Source organism: Curtobacterium sp. MCLR17_058 (assembly GCF_003234705.2).
GTDB classification, from domain to species: Bacteria; Actinomycetota; Actinomycetes; order Actinomycetales; family Microbacteriaceae; genus Curtobacterium; species Curtobacterium flaccumfaciens.
In genome coordinates this window covers 51,764-67,376 of sequence record NZ_CP126262.1, presented here as the reverse complement: position 1 = coordinate 67,376, position 15,613 = coordinate 51,764, and the positions used below count along the sequence as shown (strand labels likewise).

Here is a 15,613-nt window from a genome sequence, read left to right as displayed (position 1 = left end):
CCTTTGCGAGCACGGTGCGGTCGTTCTGGCGTCCGGCGGTCGGTTCGGTCGTCCGGACGGGAGGCACGGATCGCGTCGCCCGGTCGGCGCGCGTTCCGTGGGCGGCTGGCCCTAGTGCATGTACAGGCCGCCGTCGACGTTGAGCGTCTGGCCCGTGACGAACCCGGCGTCCTCGCTGATCAGGTACGCGACGGCCGCGGCGATGTCCCGCGGTGTGCCGATGCGCGGCAGCACGCCGTCGGCGGCCATCTCGGCCTTCCGCTCCTCGGACAGGGTGCCGCCCATGATGTCGGTGTCGATCGGACCGGGGGCGATCGCGTTGACCGTGACGCCGCGCGGGCCGAGCTCGCGCGCCAGGCCACGGGTCAGGCCGATCACGCCGGCCTTCGCCACCGTGTACGGGGTCTTGCTGAAGGTGCCGCCGCCGCGCTGGGCGGAGACGGACGACAGGTTCACGATGCGCCCGTAGCCGGACCGCACCATCGACTCCGCCGCCCGCAGGCTGGCGAAGTGCACGCCGTCGAGGTTGATCGACAGCACCCGGTGCCACTCCCCCTCGGGCAGGTCGAGGTAGGCGTGCGCGGAGGAGACCCCGGCCAGGTTCACGAGTGCGCTGATCGGCCGGAGTTCGGCCTCGATCGTGTCGAAGGCCGCACGGACGGCGGACTCGTCGGCGACGTTCGCACCGACGCCCACGGCCCGCACGCCGTGCTGTTCGCGGATCTCGGCGGCGACCTGCTCGCTCGCCGTCTGGTCGAGGTCGATGATCCCGACGTCCCACCCGGCCTCGGCCAGGTGGTGGGCGGTGGCGCGGCCGATGCCCCGCGGTGAGGCAGCCCCGGTGAGGACGACGGTGCGGTCGCGGTGCTGGCCGGCTGACTGGTTCTGGTCGCTCATGGTGTCCCTCCCGCCTCAGTGGATCGGTGCCGGGCCGAGCTCGTCGAGGAGTTTCTGCATCGCGACGTACGCCTTGTTCCGGTAGGCCACGAGCTCGGGCGTGCGGTCGGCGGGGACCTCGAGGTACCCGGCGCCCGACTTCGTGCCGAGCTCACCGGCGTCGACGTGCTGCTGCAGCGACGGCGGGGTGGCGAAGCGCTCCGGCCAGCGGGTCTGCAGCGACTCGAAGCAGAACGCGTAGACGTCGAGTCCGGCCATGTCGGCGATCGCGAACGGGCCGAAGAACGGCAGGCGGAACCCGAACGTGGTCCGCACGATGGTGTCGATGTCGTCGGGGCTCGCGATGCCCTCGTCGGCGATCTTCGTGGCCTCCTCGAACAGCGCGTACTGCAGGCGGTTCAGGACGAACCCCGTCGAGTCCTTCACCCGCGCCGACTGCTTGCCGGTCGCGGCGACGACGGTCTCGCCGACCTCGATCGCGTGCTCGTTCGTGGTCGGGTGCGGGATGAGCTCGACGCCGGGGATGAACGGTGCCGGGTTCGAGAAGTGCACGCCGAGGAACCGCTCCGGGCCCACGACCGCCTCGGCCAGCGACTCGATCAGGATCGTCGAGGTGTTCGAGCCGATCACGGCGTCGGGGCGGGCGGCCTCGCTGATGCGGCGGAGTGTGGCGTGCTTGATCTCGAGCTTCTCCGGCACGGCCTCCTCGATGAAGTCGGCGTCGGCGACGGCGGCCTCGATCGACTCGGCAGCGCTCAGGTGTGCGCGGACCCGTTCGACGGCGTCCTCGGGGAACAGTCCGTCGGCGACGAACTGTGCGGTCTCGCCGAGCAGTCGCTCCAGGTTCTGCTGGGCGATCTCGGCCGAGACGTCGGCGATCCGGACGGTGTGGCCGGCGAGGGCGAGGACCTGGGCGATCCCGCCGCCCATGTAGCCGGACCCGACGACGGCGATGTCGAGGGTGCTCATCGGATTGCTCCTTCGGTGCTGGTTGCTGCAGTCGGGGTCGCCGTCGCGTCGAGCTTCGTCGTCGCGAGGACGGATCGGATGTACTGCTGGTTGGTGGCGCAGACGCCGAGGCTGTCCCCGCCGTACTGCTCGGTCATGACGATCCCGCGGAACCCGTCGGCGACGGCGTCGCGCAGGACCTGGCGGTAGTTGATGAGGCCCGTCTCCATGGTGCTCGGCGCACTCGTCGCCCAGCTGCCGTCGCCGGCCTCGTCACGGGTGTAGTTCTTCACGTGCAGGTAGTTCGTGTGCGGCATGGTCTTCGCGAAGAGCTCCCGCCAGTCCTCGACCGGACGGTGCAGACGGATGAGGTTCGCGACGTCCGCGTTCAGCCCGACGTTGTCGAGCCCGATCTCCTCGACCAGGCGGACCGCGCTGTCGGCGGTGCCGAGGTACGTGTCCTCGTACAGCTCGAGCGCCATCGGCAGCCCGACGCTCGCAGCGTGCTCGCCGAGCTCCCGCAGGCGCTTGACCGCCGCGTTCCAGACCTCGGGGTCGTCGGGGTCCTTCGGGCCCGGTGCCGTCCAGAACCAGAGCGCGCGCTTCTGGGCGTCGGTGAACGGCTGGTGCAGCCCGGTCGAGAACACCTGCATGCCCCACTCGGCCGCCGCGTCGATGGTGCGGTGGGCGTAGGCGAGGTTCTCCTCCTCGTGCCCGGGCTGGATGACGCTCTTGCGCTGCAGGTGCACCGAGGGAATCCCGATGCCGTGCGACTTCGCGACGGCGAACAGCTCGTCGCGGCGCGAGGCTTCGAGGTCAGCGGGGCGGATGTGGCTGTCAGCGAGTTCGGCCAGCGAGAAGCCGACGGCCTCGATCTGCCCGAACACCTCGTCCCACACCTCGGCGGGGGCGTCGTGGAAGGCCGTCCCGTCGCGGGTGACCTGCGCGAACCCGTGCAGGCAGGCGGCGATCGGCCAGGTCTTCGACGTCCAGGTGGTGGGGTCCCAATCCTGGTCGACCCAGTCCTGTGGAGTGGTCACGGAATGCTCCCTTGCATGTCGTGGCGGTTCGGCGGTGAACCTCTTTCCTATAGGAAAGATACTCGCACGCCGCTGGAACGCAACCCCTCCGCCTCAGCTCGTGTGGGACGCGTCCGCGCGCGAACGCAACCGGACGGCGTCGATGTGGAGCCGCATCGCAGCGACGGCCGACGTCGGGTCCGCAGCCAGCGCCTCCAGGATGGCCCGGTGTTCCTGGACCGCACGATCCGTGTCGTCCCCGCCACCCTCGACGATCTGCCGCATGCGGTGCACGCGCGTCGTGATGATCTCGGACATCTCCTCGAGGAACGGGTTCCGTGTCGCGTCGAAGATCAGCTGGTGGAACTGCCAGTCGCTGCGGAAGAAGCGGGCCATCAGCTCCTCCGGAGCGTGCGCAGCACCGACGGACGCGACCTCGGCGGCCACCGCAGCCTGCTCGTCGAGCGCTGCTGCCAGTCGCTCGCGCAGGCCGTCGACGTCGCCGCGGGCCGCGAGCTCGACGGCGCCGCTCTCGACGATGAGCCGGGCGTCGAACAGGGCCTCGAGCTGGTCGCCGGCCAGGGGCGGGGAGACCCGGTAGCCCTTGTTCGCTTCACGGGTGACGAGGCCGGTGCGTTCGAGTTGGACCAGGGCTTCGCGGACCGGGGTCGGGGACACCCCGAGACTGCGGGCGAGGCCGTCGATCGACAGCCGCATGCCCGGTTCGACGTCGTGGCCCATCAGGACCTCGAGCACCCGGTCGTAGACGCGGTCGCGCAGACCGAGCTGCGTGATGCGCTCCGTGCCGAAGCCGGGCATGGTCGTGGACATGGGTCGATCCTAGAGAATCCACGACTCGGGCTCGGTGGGTGGGCTCCGGGCCACGCTGCGCCATCACGGCCGTCACCCGCTTTGACGTCGCCTCGACCACGCGCTCATGTCGCCGATTGGCTTGCTCGATTGCCGCGCCCCGCGCGCCGATAGGGCGCTCTTGTGTCAACTGGTCATCAGCTAAGGCCTCAGGAAAACATGAGGAAAAAACGCAGCTGAACGACGGAACCGCATCATCAGACGCCTACTTCACGTGCAACATCTCCCGAGCAACTTGGCGCAGTTCCGGCCCGAGGATCTCGACAATAGGAGATCGCCGACCGAGACTTTCGACGAATGATACCGCTATCGCATTCTGCAACCATTCCTCGCCGCGGGCATAATCGATATCTAAATCGTCAAGCGTCATCTGAATGCGTGCATCCGTGGGATCGAGCCGGTATGCGGCGGAGATCTGGATAGCAACGTCACCTAGGAACAAGTGCTCCATTAGATTCTGGTTGTCATCCCAATTGACCGGGTCGTCGAGCAGTTGCTTGTATTCAGGGCGCTTGACCACGAACTGTTCGCCCCATTCGGTCGGCGTCAAGGCTTAGCCTCCCATCGCGTTCTGCAGATCGTCCAGGAGCGCCTGTGCCACTTGCCGATCGTGTTCGGAGAGGGGTCCTGACTTGCCCCCCAGCTTCTGGATCTCCTCAGCGGCAGCATCGAACTGCACTCCCCGCCGGCATAGGCGAGCGTGTACAGCCCCAGGATGGTGAGTGGTGAGATAGCCAGGAAGACCAACATCGAGTCGACGAGGACCAACAGCGACTCGGCGACGCCGAGAAGAACGACACCAACGAGGACCAGCGTCCACAGCGGCAGGCGTCGGCCCAGCCACTCGCGAGTCGTCATGATGGTCAAGCTACCCGTGGAACCACCCGACCGACGTCCCGATGGGCGATCGGCTACCGGTCGTGCTTCGCTCCGCGAAGAGCGAAGCGCCACAGCCTCACGCCGGCGTAGAGCAAGAGGATGCCGAGTGCGCTGTTCAGGAGCACGAGGACGATGTCGAGGTCCGCGCGAGACAGGCGCACAGCCGACGTCGTGATGAAGATCAGTCCGAAGACGAAGGCGCCAGTACCCAGCACCTTGGCGCTCACAACATCCATGCCATCAACGTACGGCTCTCGAGCGCTCGATTAGCGATCTACTTACGGACGGAAGGGCCGTGAGAGGGTCGCTGTATGACGTGGACCGGCGCCGCTGACGCACAACGCTATGGATCGACGATCCTCGAAGGAGACCGGGTCCGGTTCCGTGCGCTTGAAGACGAAGACCTTCCCGAGCTCGTCCGCTGGTGGCGCGACCCGGAGTGGGCGGTGCTGCAGCAGATCCTCGTGCGCCCGAGGCCAGAAGAGCCAGTCGTCGAGATGTTCAGGAGCTGGAGCAAGAGCGAACGCAGCGGCGACGTGGGCTTCAGCGTCGTCGACAGCGCCTCGGGCGAACTCGTTGGTCACGTGACGCTCTTCGGCGCTGCACTCCCGGTCAGGGCTGCGACGTTGGCGGTCATGATCGGGAGCGAGCACGTCGGAAGCGGGTACGGGACCGACGCGGTTCGTCTGTTGACGGAGTACGGATTCCGAGAGATGGGATTGAACCGCATTGAGATCCAGGTGCACGCGTTCAACGATCGGGCACGGGCGGCCTACCGCAAGGTCGGCTATCACGAGGAGGGGGTTCGCCGCGAAGCCGTGTTCCACGACGGCCGCTTCCATGACGAGGTGATCATGTCGGTACTCGCCCGCGACTGGCCGGGCGGGTCGTCGAGCGGTCCTTCCGGCGCCCGGGCGGCTCCACCCGCCTCCGACGTCCGGTAGCCCATCGGCCAGCGGCCAACTACGCCTCATCGCCATCAAGTCGACCTGGTTGGGTGGAGTCCATGTGGATCCCCGGACTCATCGCTCGGCCGGCGATCGTTGCGGTAGCGGTCGCCGAGTTCGTGCGTCCGGTGCCGATCGCGCAGTACTTCGTTGACGCACAGCGGAGCAGCGGCGGTCCGCAGAGTGCGATGACTCCGGGGCTCGTCCGTGTGCTCGCTGTGGGGCTGGCGATGATCGGCCTCGTCTGGACACTCCTGTCCATCTTCGGTCACTCCGAGTGACTGGAGAGTCGCAGGCGCGACCAAATCGAGTCCGGTAGCCGATGGCTCACTGAAACGGGGACTGCGGCCGTTCGATCCCGACTGCCGCGACGGCGAGGTGCGGCGATCTACGTGTTCGTCGCCGCCTTGAGGATGACGACGGCGACCGCGGTCAGCAGGAGGGCGCCGCCGAGGCCGGCGAGCGGGTACCAGACGCCGCTGGCGCGGTGGTGGCGGCGGATGCCGAACGCACCGCCGGTGATGACTGCCGCGAAGCCGCCGAAGAAGGTGAGGCCCATGCTGCTGTACCAGCCGGCATCCCCGCAGGAAACGGTGCGGGCGGCGCAAGTGCTGTACGAGATGAGGCTCTCGTCCAGGATGTAGCCGACGCAGCCGATCGCGGCGAGCAGCCCGACGACGATGACGACCCAGATGAGGACGAGGTTCCACAGCGCACCGCGGTCGCCGAGCGGTGCGCGTTGGATGCGGGACGCCATCGGGCTCCTGTTCTGGTCCGTCTCTCGGATGTCATCAGAGTGCCATGCGGGCAGCGAGGATCGATGCCATCGCCGCTGGCCACAGCGCATCCAGCCGCGGCCCCCATGGCTCTGCCATCACCCCACTCTGGCGAAGCGCGGCGACCTCCGACAGGGAGACCCAACGCCAATCCATCACCTCGGCAGGATCCGCTCGCACCGCTGAACCACTCGGCTCCTGCACGACGAAGAGGTCCACGAGCGCCGTCTCCTCGGTGAAGCGGCCGACGCGGCGCAGAGCCTCGGGCTCGACTCTGACGTTGGTCTCCTCGAGCAGCTCTCGGCACGCAGCTGCAGGACCAGTCTCGCCTGCGAACGCGCTCCCACCGGGGAACTCCCACCCGAAGGCGAACTCCTTCGTCGGAGCCCGCTGCGTGAGCAGGACGGTTCCGTCGGCTCGGTAGACGCACACCGTGACCACCAGATGGAACGCCCCACCCGGCCAACCCGCGTCACCGCGCCGGAACGTCCCACCCGTCGGCACCCCGGCCGCGTCAACAAGATCCCACCACTCGTCCACACCGCCAGCGTAGGACGAACCGGCACGCCGAACGTCGACATGCGGCGTCCGGCAGCGGATCGGCTACCGAGACGTGGACGAGGGGTTCCAGTGGTCGGAGCAGGACGGTAACGTGCCGCCATGCACTGGGGGGCCACCGGACTCGACGACGACCAGATCGCGTTCGTGCAGCAGACGCTCCCCGATGCCGTCGTCGTGGCCGATGACTCCTGGGGGCTCCTCGACACGAGGGTCCTGCACGTCCGCGCTGGCGACGACGGCTTCACCGTGAAGGCCTCCGGCCCGACCAACACCCACTTCCCCCGCGAGCTCGAAGCACACCGCACCGCCACCGCCGCACTCCGAGCCAGCGGGGACGCCGGTGCACTCGTCGCCGCGAACGAGGAACACCGCGTCCTCGTGCTCGAACGCGTCCCCGGGCACCTCGCCCTCGGGACCCCGGACGAGCACGACACCAACGTCCACCGTCAGGCCGGGGCAGTGCTCCGACGGCTGCACGACCAGGACACCCGCCACGACCCGACGTTCCTGCAGCACGAGCAGGCGAAGGCACTGGCCGCGCTCGACGCCCCGCACCGGATCCCCGACGACGTGGTCGCCCGCGCGCGAGCAGCACTGCGCGCACTCCCGACCGACCACACGACGCAGTCCCTCGTCCCGACCCACGGCGACTTCCACCCGCGCAACTGGATCGTGGACGACGACGCCCGCGACGACCGCAACGACCACCACCGCAGGCTGCGCGTCATCGACTTCGGCCGCTTCGGCTGGCGCCCCGCGTCCTTCGACCTCACCCGCCTCGCGGTGCTGCACTGGCAGCACGATCCCGCCCTCGAAGCGGCGTTCTTCGCCGGGTACGGGGACGATCCGCGCACTCCGGACGCGTGGCGCTGGCTGCAACTCCGCGAAGCAGTGGGCACCGCGACCTGGGCCTACGCGGTCGGCGACGAGGGCTTCGAGGCCCAGGGCCACGACATGCTCCGCCGCGCCCTCGCCGCGTTCTGACCAGTCAGGCCCGGACGCAGCTCACGGCACCCGCACGAACCGCGGCGCCCCACGGTCCCGCAGTCGGAAGCCGAGGTGCTGGTACAGCCCGATCGCCCCGGTGTTCCCGGCGGCCGCGTGCATCAGCGGGGTCTCCCCACGCTCCCGGATCCCGTGCGCGACGGCGAGCACGAGCCGCCGACCGAACCCCTGCCCCCGGTACGCCTCGTCCGTGCACACCGCGCTGATCTCGGTCCACCCCGGCGGGTGCAGGCGCTCCCCCGCCATGGCGACGAGCCGCCCGTCCCGCCGGATGCCCAGGTACGTGCCGAGCTCGATCGTCCGCGGCAGGAACGGCCCCGGCTTCGTCCGCTCCACCAGGGCGGTCATCTCCGGCACATCGTCAGGCGTCAGCACGACGGCTTCGGGATCCGGCGCACCCTCGATCGCCTCACCGGTCAGCTGCACGCCGCCGGCACCCTCGACGAGTTCCCACCCCTCGGGCAGGACGGCAGCCGCACCGACGCCGAGCATCCCGCCCGACCCGAGCAGCGCCCGGACGTCCTCCCAGTCCTGCGCGGTGGGCTGCTCGGGGATCCCCGTCCACACCGACACGTCGGTCTGGTAGCGGACGACGTCGCCACGCCGCTCGGCGAACCGCGCGTGGTGGCTGTTCAGCGCGGCCATGGCGGGTGCGTCGAGCATGCGCGTCGGGGTGCCGTCGTCTGCGATGGTCAGGTCGAGGGTCCGGAGCGCTTCGCCGCGGGAGTCTCCGCCGCGGAACCCGAGGTCCTCGATCCGGCGGCGATCGCCGTCCGCCCACCCGGCGGTGTCCGCGACGACCCCGGAGGCGTAGTGGTTCGTGGCACGGTGGACGACCAGCTCGACGTCCGCTGCCGAGGCCACGAGGACCTCTCCGGGTCGGGGCAGCGCGGTCGAGGTCGGCGCAGTCGTCGTCATCCCACCATTCTCCGCCCGCGGCGAGCGCCGCCGACGCATCGTTGCACCCGGTGACGGCACGGTGCGAAGTTGTCCGCCCGGTGCGAGGAAACAACCTCGCATCGAGCGTGCAACCTCGCACCACGGAAAACCAGACCCACCCCGCCTCACCCCAGCCGGGCCGCCACGAACTCCACCATCCGCCGCACGAGCAGCGCCTGCGACGCCGCGCGCCGGTACTCGTGCCCCTCACCCTCGAGCTCCAGGTACTCCACGTCGTGCGCCCGCTCCCGCAACGCCGCGACCACCTGGTGCGCCTCACCGATGGGCACGTTCGTGTCGAGCTCACCGTGCACGACGAGCAGCGGCGCCGTGACGTCGTCGATCGCCCGCATCGGCGACAGTGCCGCGAGCAGGGCCTCGTCCTCGACGGGGTGGCCGTACTTCGTGGCGGCAGCGGCCGCGATCCACGGTTCGGTGTCCCGGTAGAAGGTCGCGAAGTCGCTCATCCCGCACACCGCGACCCCGGCCGCGAACACGTCGGGCGTGAACGCCAACGACGCGAGGGTCGCGTACCCGCCGTACGAGCGCCCCTCGACGGCGACGCGGGAGCGATCGGCGTACCCGTTGGTCACCAGGAACCGCGCGCAGTCGACGACGTCGGCGAGCGCGTTCCACCGCAGCGCCAGGTCGTCGGCGTGCACGAACTCGTGGCCGTACCCGGAGGACCCGCGGATGTTCGGTGCGAACACGGTCACCCCGGCGGCGGCGAGCGCCTGGTGCTGCGGCGAGAACGTGGGTCGTTCCTGCGACTCCGGTCCGCCGTGCAGGTGGACGAGCGCTGCGCGGCCGGGAGGCACGGCACCAGCACCAGGAGCGGCGCCCGCCACCGACGCGGTCGGCTCCACGGCCCGGTACAGCCACCCGGTCAGCTCCAGTCCGTCGCGGGCGGCGAACCGCTCGAGCGTCGGCTCGACCAACTGCACGTCCGGCAGCACCGGCACGTCGGTGACCCGGCTCCAGGTCAGCGCGTTCGTGTCGAGCCGCCACAGTTCGCGCGGCCGGGTCGGCCCCTCGACGGCGAGCAACACGCTCCGGCCGTCGCGGCTGAGCACGGGGTCGGTGACGACGTACCCGGGCAGGTCCGGAACGGGGGTGCGCGAGGCGTCGTGGGTGTTGATGAGGTCGAGTTCGCTGCGACCGTCGACGTTCCAGACGAGCAGCAGCGTGCGGCCGGCGTCGTCGGCGTCCAGGTACTCGAGCTCGGCGTCGTCGCGCTCGACGATCCGTCGGGGTGTGCCGCGCCAGCCGTGCGGGCCGACCGGCTGCGCGACGAGTCCGCGGCGGGGCAGTCCGGCCTCGGTGGCGACGTAGGCGACGAGCGGGCTGGTCTCGCTCGCGGGCGAGGGCCGCAGGAACGCGATCTCGGCGGACCCGTCGGGGTCGTCGGCGAACAGGGCGTGGCTCTCGTCGGTCAGCCGGTCGACCACGACGACGAACTCCTGGCCGCGCTGCCCGTCGCTCAGCACGACGAGCCGTTCCTCCACCGACAGGTCGAGGATGTGGATGAGCTCCCCCACGGCCAGGTCGTCGCGGTCCCCGGTGACCGGGTCGACCAGGTACGCACGGGCCGGCTGCTCGGGCTCGGTCGAGGGCAGGGTGATGACGACCCGGTGACCGCTGCGGCTCCACGGTCCGAGTTCGGCGTGCTGGTACCGCGAGCCGGCGATCTGCGCGGCGTCGGAGCCGTCCGGCCGCACCACCCAGACCTGTTGCTTCACGCCGCCGTCGGTCGCGATGGCGACGGCGAGCCACTCCCCGTCGGACGACCACGACACCCGGATCACCGGGTCGTCGGACAGTGCGATCCGCACCGGCTCAGGCAGCTCGTCGCCGACGACGACGTCCTGCACGAAGACCTCGGGGGTGCCGTGCCGGTCGCTCACGAACGCCACGCGCCGGGCGTTCCGGGTCATGGTCGGTCCCCACGATCCCCAGGCGGCGGTGAGCCGCGCACCCAGGTCGGCCGCGGCCCTGGTGGTGACCGACGGCTCGACGATGGCCGACGACGCGACGCCCTGCGCGCCTCCAGGCCGGACGGAACCCACGATCACCGCACCCCCTGCTGCTGCAGCCACATCTCGATCAGGCCGAGCTGCCAGAGCGCGTTCGCGCCGATCGCGGTCCTGGTGCTGTTCGGGTCCTGCAGCATCCGCTCGACGGTGGCGGGGTCGAAGAGCCCGCGCTCCCGCGCCTCGGGTGCGTGCAGCGCGTCGCGGACGCGCTCCAGGTACGGGCCCTCGAGTTGCCGGATGGCGGGGACCGGGAACGAGCCCTTGCTGCGGTCGATGACGGCGTCGGGGACGATCCCGCGCGAGGCGCGCTTCATCACGCCCTTGCCGCCGTCGGTGAGCTTCATCGACGGCGGGATCGCGGCGGCGAGCTCGACGAACTCGTGGTCCAGGAACGGCACGCGGGCCTCGAGCCCCCACGCCATCGTCATGTTGTCGACCCGCTTCACCGGGTCGTCGACGAGCATGATCGTGGTGTCGCTGCGGAGCGCGGCATCCACGCTCGTCTCCGCGCCCGGCCGTGCGAACTGGCGGTCCACGAACGCCGACGGGGTGTCGTCGTCGCTCTTCCACCGCTCCCCGAGCAGGCCCTGCAGCGCCGGCCACCGGCGGTCCATGAACACGGAGCGGTACGCCTCGGCGGCCTGGTCGCGCGGGACGTCGGCGAGCGGCGGGTACCAGTCGTAGCCGGCGAGCACCTCGTCGGCACCCTGGCCGGACTGCACCACCTTGACGTGCTGCGAGACCTCCTGCGACAGCAGGTAGAAGGCGACGCAGTCGTGGCTGACCATCGGCTCGCTCATGGCGGCGACCGCACCGTCGATTCCGTCGAGCAGGCGCGACGAGGGGATGTGGATGCGGTGGTGGTCGGTGCCGAAGTGCTTCGCGACCTGGTCGGAGTACTCGAACTCGTCGCCGGACTCACCGCCGGCTGCCTCGAACCCGATGCTGAACGTGGCGAGGTCCTGCTGCCCGGCCTCGGCGAGCAGCCCGACCACGAGCGACGAGTCGATCCCGCCGGAGAGCAGCACCCCGACCGGGACGTCGGCGACCATCCGGCGCTCGACGGCGGTGCGGAGCGAGCCGATGAACGCCTGCTCCCAGTCCCGCTCGGACCAGTCGGCCCTGGCGGGGTCACGCTCGAAGCGCGGCTCCCAGTAGACGGTGTCGTGCGTGGTGCCGTCAGGTTCGATCACCCGGACGGTCGCGGGCGGGAGCTTGCCGACGCCGGCCAGGATCGTGCGGGGTGCGGGGACGATGGAGTGGAAGCTCATGTACGAGGCGAAGGCGACGGGGTCGATGGACGTGTCGACGCCGCCGGCGCCCGTGCCGCCGCTGCCGCTCGTGCTGCCGTTGCCGCCGTTGCCGCCGCTGCCGGCGTTGCCGGCGTCGCCGGCCAGGATCGCTGGCAGGGAGCTCGCGAACCGGAGGCCGCCCGGGACGGGTGCGACGTAGAGCGGCTTGATGCCGAGCCGGTCCCGCGCCAGCACCAGTCGGCCGCTGCCGTGCTCCCAGATGGCGATGGCGAACATCCCGATCAGGTGGTCGACGAACGCGGTGCCCCACTCGGCGTACGCCAGGGCGATGACCTCGGTGTCCGACGTCGACGCGAACCGGTGCCCCTTGCCGTGCAGCTCGTCGCGGAGTTGCCGGTAGTTGTAGACCATCCCGTTGTAGGCGATCGTCAGCCCGGCCTCGGCCAGCACCATCGGCTGCGCGCCCGCAGTGGACAGGTCGACGATGGACAGCCGTCGGTGCCCGAGCGCGACCGGGCCGCGAGCCCACAGGCCGTCGCCGTCCGGCCCGCGGTGCGTCATGCAGCCGGTCATCCGGGCGACCGCCCCGACGTCCGGCGCTCGGCCGTCGAACCGGATCTCACCCGCGAGTCCACACATCAGCGCTCTCCCTCGGTGTCCGCCGGGGCGGAGTCGGTGTCCGCCGGGGCGTTCCCGACGATCCACGTGTCCTTCGCGCCGCCACCCTGCGACGAGTTGACGACCATGCTGCCCTCGGGCGCGACGCGCGTCAGGGCCACGTCGGCCAGGTGCACGTCGTCCGGTCCGGTCCCCGTCGCGTAGACGAAGGCCCGCAGGTCCACGTGCCGCGGGTCGAGCCCGGCCGGTCCGATCGTCGGGTGCGAGGACAGCTGCACCACCTCCTGCCCCACCCACCCGGCGGGGTCGGCCGCGATCTCGCGCCGTCGCTCGGCCACCTCGGGGGCGCTCGCGCTCGGTCCGATCAGGACCCCGCGGCCGCCCTCGCCGTCGACCGGCTTCGTGACGAGTTCCCCGACGCGGTCCAGGACCGACAGCCGTTCGACCTCGATGCTCGTGCGGTACGTCGGCACCGATGCCAGCAGGGGTTTCTCGTCCAGGTAGTACCAGATCAGGTCCGGCACGGTGACGTACATCGCCTTGTCGTCGACGAGCGCGTTGCCCGGCGCGTTCGCCAGGTAGACGCGTCCTGCCTCCGCCGCGTCGAGGATCCGCGCACCGAGGTCCGGAGCGTGCTCCGCCGTCAGCACGCTGACGTCGCGGTCGATCCGCAGGTACAGCCCGTCGAGCACGTCACCCGTCGTCGCGTCGACCACGCGTCCGTCACGGACGTCCAGGTCCGACCCGGACAGGAGGCGCAATCCGGCCCCGTCGGCCAGCCTGCGGTGCTCGAACCACGCGCCGGCGGCGGGGCCGTCGCTGACCAGTGCGATCACGGGATCGGTCGCGCCCGTCACCGCGGTGGTGTTCGCGCAGAGGGTCCGGCGCAGCCGGTCGATCACGCCGTGCGGGTCGCGCAGGTGCGCCGGCCGCGGGGCGTCCGGCACGACGTCGTCCATCAGCTCGCGCAGAGCGATGCCGTACGCGACGCCAGAGGGCGAGCGGACGTTGTCCTCGAGCACCCGCCAGCCGCCGAACTCGTTGCGCACCAGGTCGAACCCGAGCACCGGAGCACGGACGGCGGTCGCCGGCAGCCGGGTGGCAGCCGGGTCCCAGCCCTTCGCCCCGACGAAGTGGTCCGCGTCCAGCACGCCGTCGGCCACGATCCGCCGGTCGCCGTACGCGTCACGCAGGAACAGCTCGATCGCACGGGCACGCTGCCCCAGGCCACGCTCGAGCTGCGACCACTCGTACACGCTGATCGTCCGGGGCACCAGGTCGCAGCCGAACTCCTGCGCCCCGCCGTCCACCACGAAGCCGACGTGGTGCTCGCGCGTCCAGACGTCGCGGGCGGTGCAGCGCTCGATCGCGGTCTCGGCGTCCCAGCCGTCGAAGAAGGCCGCCAGGTCACGGAACGCCGGACGAGGGCGTGCCCCCGGGCCGACCGCCTCGTCACCGGCACGGACGCGGTACCCGGGGATCGGGACCACCGGGTCCTCGTCGCGTCCGGACGGGAGCCCCGCGGTGTCCTCCACCACCAGGGCGACGACATCGTCCATCTCCCCGCGCTCGGCGTACGCGGTGCGCTGCCGGTCGGTGGAGTTGCCACGGGCCAGGGTCGCGTCGAGCAGCTCCGTCACCGTGCCCCAGTCGCCGAGCTCCTCGAGCTCCGGGCGCAGCCGGGACACGAGCTGGCGCACCGCGACCTCGGCGGGCAGCCGTTCGGGGTGCTGTCCGAGGCCGACGAGTTCACCGCTCAACCCGGAGCGGGCGGCCTGCCACATCGCTGCACGGTGCAGGGGTTCGCTGCGCGGGTGCCACTCGGCACCCGAGACGACCGACTTCTCGGCTTTGCGCACCGCGGCGCGGAAGAGTCCGGCGATGAGCACGGCGTCGTCCACCACCGGGGTCGCGTCGCAGACCCGCAGCTCGAGCGTCGGCGCATGCGACGACGGCCGCACGTCGAAGTAGGCCATCTTCTTGTCGGCGATCACGCCCGAGGCGATCAGGTCGTCGAGCACCCGGTCGTACTCGGCGGCGTCCGCGACCGGACCGAAGCTGCCGGCCGACGGCCACCGCTGCCAGATGATGCTCCGGAACGAGGCGTACCCGGTGTCCTGCCCGTTCCAGAACGGACTCGACGCGCTCAGGGCGAGCAGTACCGGGAGCACCGGCGCCACCCGCTGGGCGATCAGCACCGCCAGGTCGCGGTCGCTCACCCCGACGTGCACCTGCAGGCCGCAGATGAGCTGTTCGTCGACGAGCATCCGGTACTGCTCCTGCATCCGGCCGTACCGACCGCCGGAGCTCAGCTCGAAGTCGGCGTACTCCGACCTCGGCGCGGTGCCGACGGCGGCGATGGTGACCCCGGCCGGAGCGATCGCGGCGCTGAGCTCGCTGCGCAGGTCGACGATCACCCGCCGCAGGTCGTCGAGGGTCCGCACCACCGGGGTGTTCGTCTCGATCGTCGTGCGCTGCAGCTCGGCGCCGAAGCGGTCGGTGGGCAGTTTGGGCAGAAGGCGCGGGGCCTTCGCGGAAAGTCGGCCGGACTCGAGGTCGATGAGGTGCAGCTCTTCCTCGGCGCCGAGCGTCAGCTCTGCACTCATGGCTGGAACCTACGCGCGGCGGCTGTGGTGCGCACCGCGGCACACCGCCTGACTCGTGCCCGTAACACGCCTGTCCATCGAGCGTCACGAGCACTGAACTCACGCCCGCACCGTGCGAGGCGCGCCACCCCGTGCGAGGTTCCACGCACCGTGCGCCGCTACAAGCGCGCACCACGCGCGCAACCCCGCACCAGCCCGCGCACCCCGCACCGTGCGACCCGCGCCAACCCCGCACCAGCCCGCGAAAGCCGCACCGTGCGGT

The 15,613-nt window shown here is 70.7% G+C and carries 16 protein-coding genes; 3 read left to right on the top strand and 13 right to left on the bottom strand.

Going from position 1 to position 15,613, the window contains the following annotated elements; genetic code table 11:
• Positions 1 to 111: 111 nt before the first annotated feature.
• From DEJ11_RS00305 to DEJ11_RS00275, 7 genes are all read right to left on the bottom strand, one after another.
• Positions 112 to 897 (bottom strand): SDR family NAD(P)-dependent oxidoreductase, encoded by a 786-nt coding sequence (locus DEJ11_RS00305; protein ID WP_111102831.1) that lies wholly within the window; start codon positions 895 to 897, stop codon positions 112 to 114.
• Between the two features lie 15 nt (positions 898 to 912).
• Positions 913 to 1,866, bottom strand: a complete 954-nt coding sequence (locus tag DEJ11_RS00300) for a 3-hydroxyacyl-CoA dehydrogenase family protein (RefSeq protein WP_056072625.1) — start codon at positions 1,864 to 1,866, stop codon at positions 913 to 915.
• A complete protein-coding gene (locus DEJ11_RS00295; protein ID WP_111102829.1) occupies positions 1,863 to 2,885 on the bottom strand; it encodes a sugar phosphate isomerase/epimerase family protein in 1,023 nt (340 codons plus the stop codon). Before DEJ11_RS00295 ends, DEJ11_RS00300 begins: the two co-directional genes overlap by 4 nt.
• A gap of 93 nt (positions 2,886 to 2,978) precedes the next feature.
• Positions 2,979 to 3,695, bottom strand: a complete 717-nt coding sequence (locus DEJ11_RS00290) for a GntR family transcriptional regulator (protein ID WP_017887786.1) — start codon at positions 3,693 to 3,695, stop codon at positions 2,979 to 2,981.
• Positions 3,696 to 3,939: 244 nt separating this feature from the next.
• Complete coding sequence (locus DEJ11_RS00285; RefSeq protein WP_111102827.1) at positions 3,940 to 4,284, bottom strand: DUF7674 family protein; 345 nt, start codon at positions 4,282 to 4,284, stop codon at positions 3,940 to 3,942.
• Positions 4,281 to 4,592, bottom strand: coding sequence for a hypothetical protein (locus tag DEJ11_RS00280; RefSeq protein ID WP_111102825.1), 312 nt, complete (start codon positions 4,590 to 4,592; stop codon positions 4,281 to 4,283). Before DEJ11_RS00280 ends, DEJ11_RS00285 begins: the two co-directional genes overlap by 4 nt.
• 53 nt (positions 4,593 to 4,645) lie before the next feature.
• The gene (locus DEJ11_RS00275; RefSeq protein WP_111028804.1) at positions 4,646 to 4,849 is read right to left on the bottom strand and encodes a hypothetical protein; all 204 of its coding nucleotides are present in this window, start codon (positions 4,847 to 4,849) and stop codon (positions 4,646 to 4,648) included.
• A gap of 75 nt (positions 4,850 to 4,924) precedes the next feature.
• On the opposite strand from DEJ11_RS00275, the gene DEJ11_RS00270 reads away from it, so the two are divergent.
• Together DEJ11_RS00270 and DEJ11_RS00265 are read left to right on the top strand one after the other, a co-directional pair.
• Complete coding sequence (locus DEJ11_RS00270) at positions 4,925 to 5,557, top strand: GNAT family N-acetyltransferase (protein ID WP_111102821.1); 633 nt, start codon at positions 4,925 to 4,927, stop codon at positions 5,555 to 5,557.
• A gap of 62 nt (positions 5,558 to 5,619) precedes the next feature.
• Positions 5,620 to 5,841 carry a hypothetical protein gene (locus DEJ11_RS00265; protein ID WP_146250019.1) on the top strand — a complete coding sequence of 74 codons (222 nt, stop codon included), beginning with the start codon at positions 5,620 to 5,622 and terminating at the stop codon, positions 5,839 to 5,841.
• Positions 5,842 to 5,948: 107 nt separating this feature from the next.
• Here DEJ11_RS00265 and DEJ11_RS00260 read toward each other — a convergent pair whose 3' ends face one another.
• Positions 5,949 to 6,317, bottom strand: a complete 369-nt coding sequence (locus DEJ11_RS00260; protein ID WP_111102817.1) for a hypothetical protein — start codon at positions 6,315 to 6,317, stop codon at positions 5,949 to 5,951.
• A 34-nt stretch (positions 6,318 to 6,351) separates the two neighbouring features.
• Complete coding sequence (locus tag DEJ11_RS00255; protein WP_181440775.1) at positions 6,352 to 6,876, bottom strand: NUDIX domain-containing protein; 525 nt, start codon at positions 6,874 to 6,876, stop codon at positions 6,352 to 6,354.
• Between the two features lie 120 nt (positions 6,877 to 6,996).
• On the opposite strand from DEJ11_RS00255, the gene DEJ11_RS00250 reads away from it, so the two are divergent.
• Complete coding sequence (locus DEJ11_RS00250) at positions 6,997 to 7,881, top strand: aminoglycoside phosphotransferase family protein (RefSeq protein WP_111102813.1); 885 nt, start codon at positions 6,997 to 6,999, stop codon at positions 7,879 to 7,881.
• A 21-nt stretch (positions 7,882 to 7,902) separates the two neighbouring features.
• On the opposite strand, the gene DEJ11_RS00245 is transcribed toward DEJ11_RS00250, so the two are convergent.
• The 4 genes from DEJ11_RS00245 to DEJ11_RS00230 form a co-directional block, all read right to left on the bottom strand.
• The gene (locus tag DEJ11_RS00245) at positions 7,903 to 8,820 is read right to left on the bottom strand and encodes a GNAT family N-acetyltransferase (protein ID WP_220038309.1); all 918 of its coding nucleotides are present in this window, start codon (positions 8,818 to 8,820) and stop codon (positions 7,903 to 7,905) included.
• 146 nt (positions 8,821 to 8,966) lie between these two features.
• Positions 8,967 to 10,913 (bottom strand): S9 family peptidase, encoded by a 1,947-nt coding sequence (locus DEJ11_RS00240; RefSeq protein WP_111102812.1) that lies wholly within the window; start codon positions 10,911 to 10,913, stop codon positions 8,967 to 8,969.
• Positions 10,910 to 12,766, bottom strand: coding sequence for an N-acetylglutaminylglutamine amidotransferase (locus DEJ11_RS00235; RefSeq protein ID WP_111102811.1), 1,857 nt, complete (start codon positions 12,764 to 12,766; stop codon positions 10,910 to 10,912). Before DEJ11_RS00235 ends, DEJ11_RS00240 begins: the two co-directional genes overlap by 4 nt.
• Positions 12,766 to 15,351 carry a carboxylate--amine ligase/circularly permuted type 2 ATP-grasp protein gene (locus DEJ11_RS00230; protein WP_111102809.1) on the bottom strand — a complete coding sequence of 862 codons (2,586 nt, stop codon included), beginning with the start codon at positions 15,349 to 15,351 and terminating at the stop codon, positions 12,766 to 12,768. Before DEJ11_RS00230 ends, DEJ11_RS00235 begins: the two co-directional genes overlap by 1 nt.
• Positions 15,352 to 15,613: the final 262 nt, after the last annotated feature.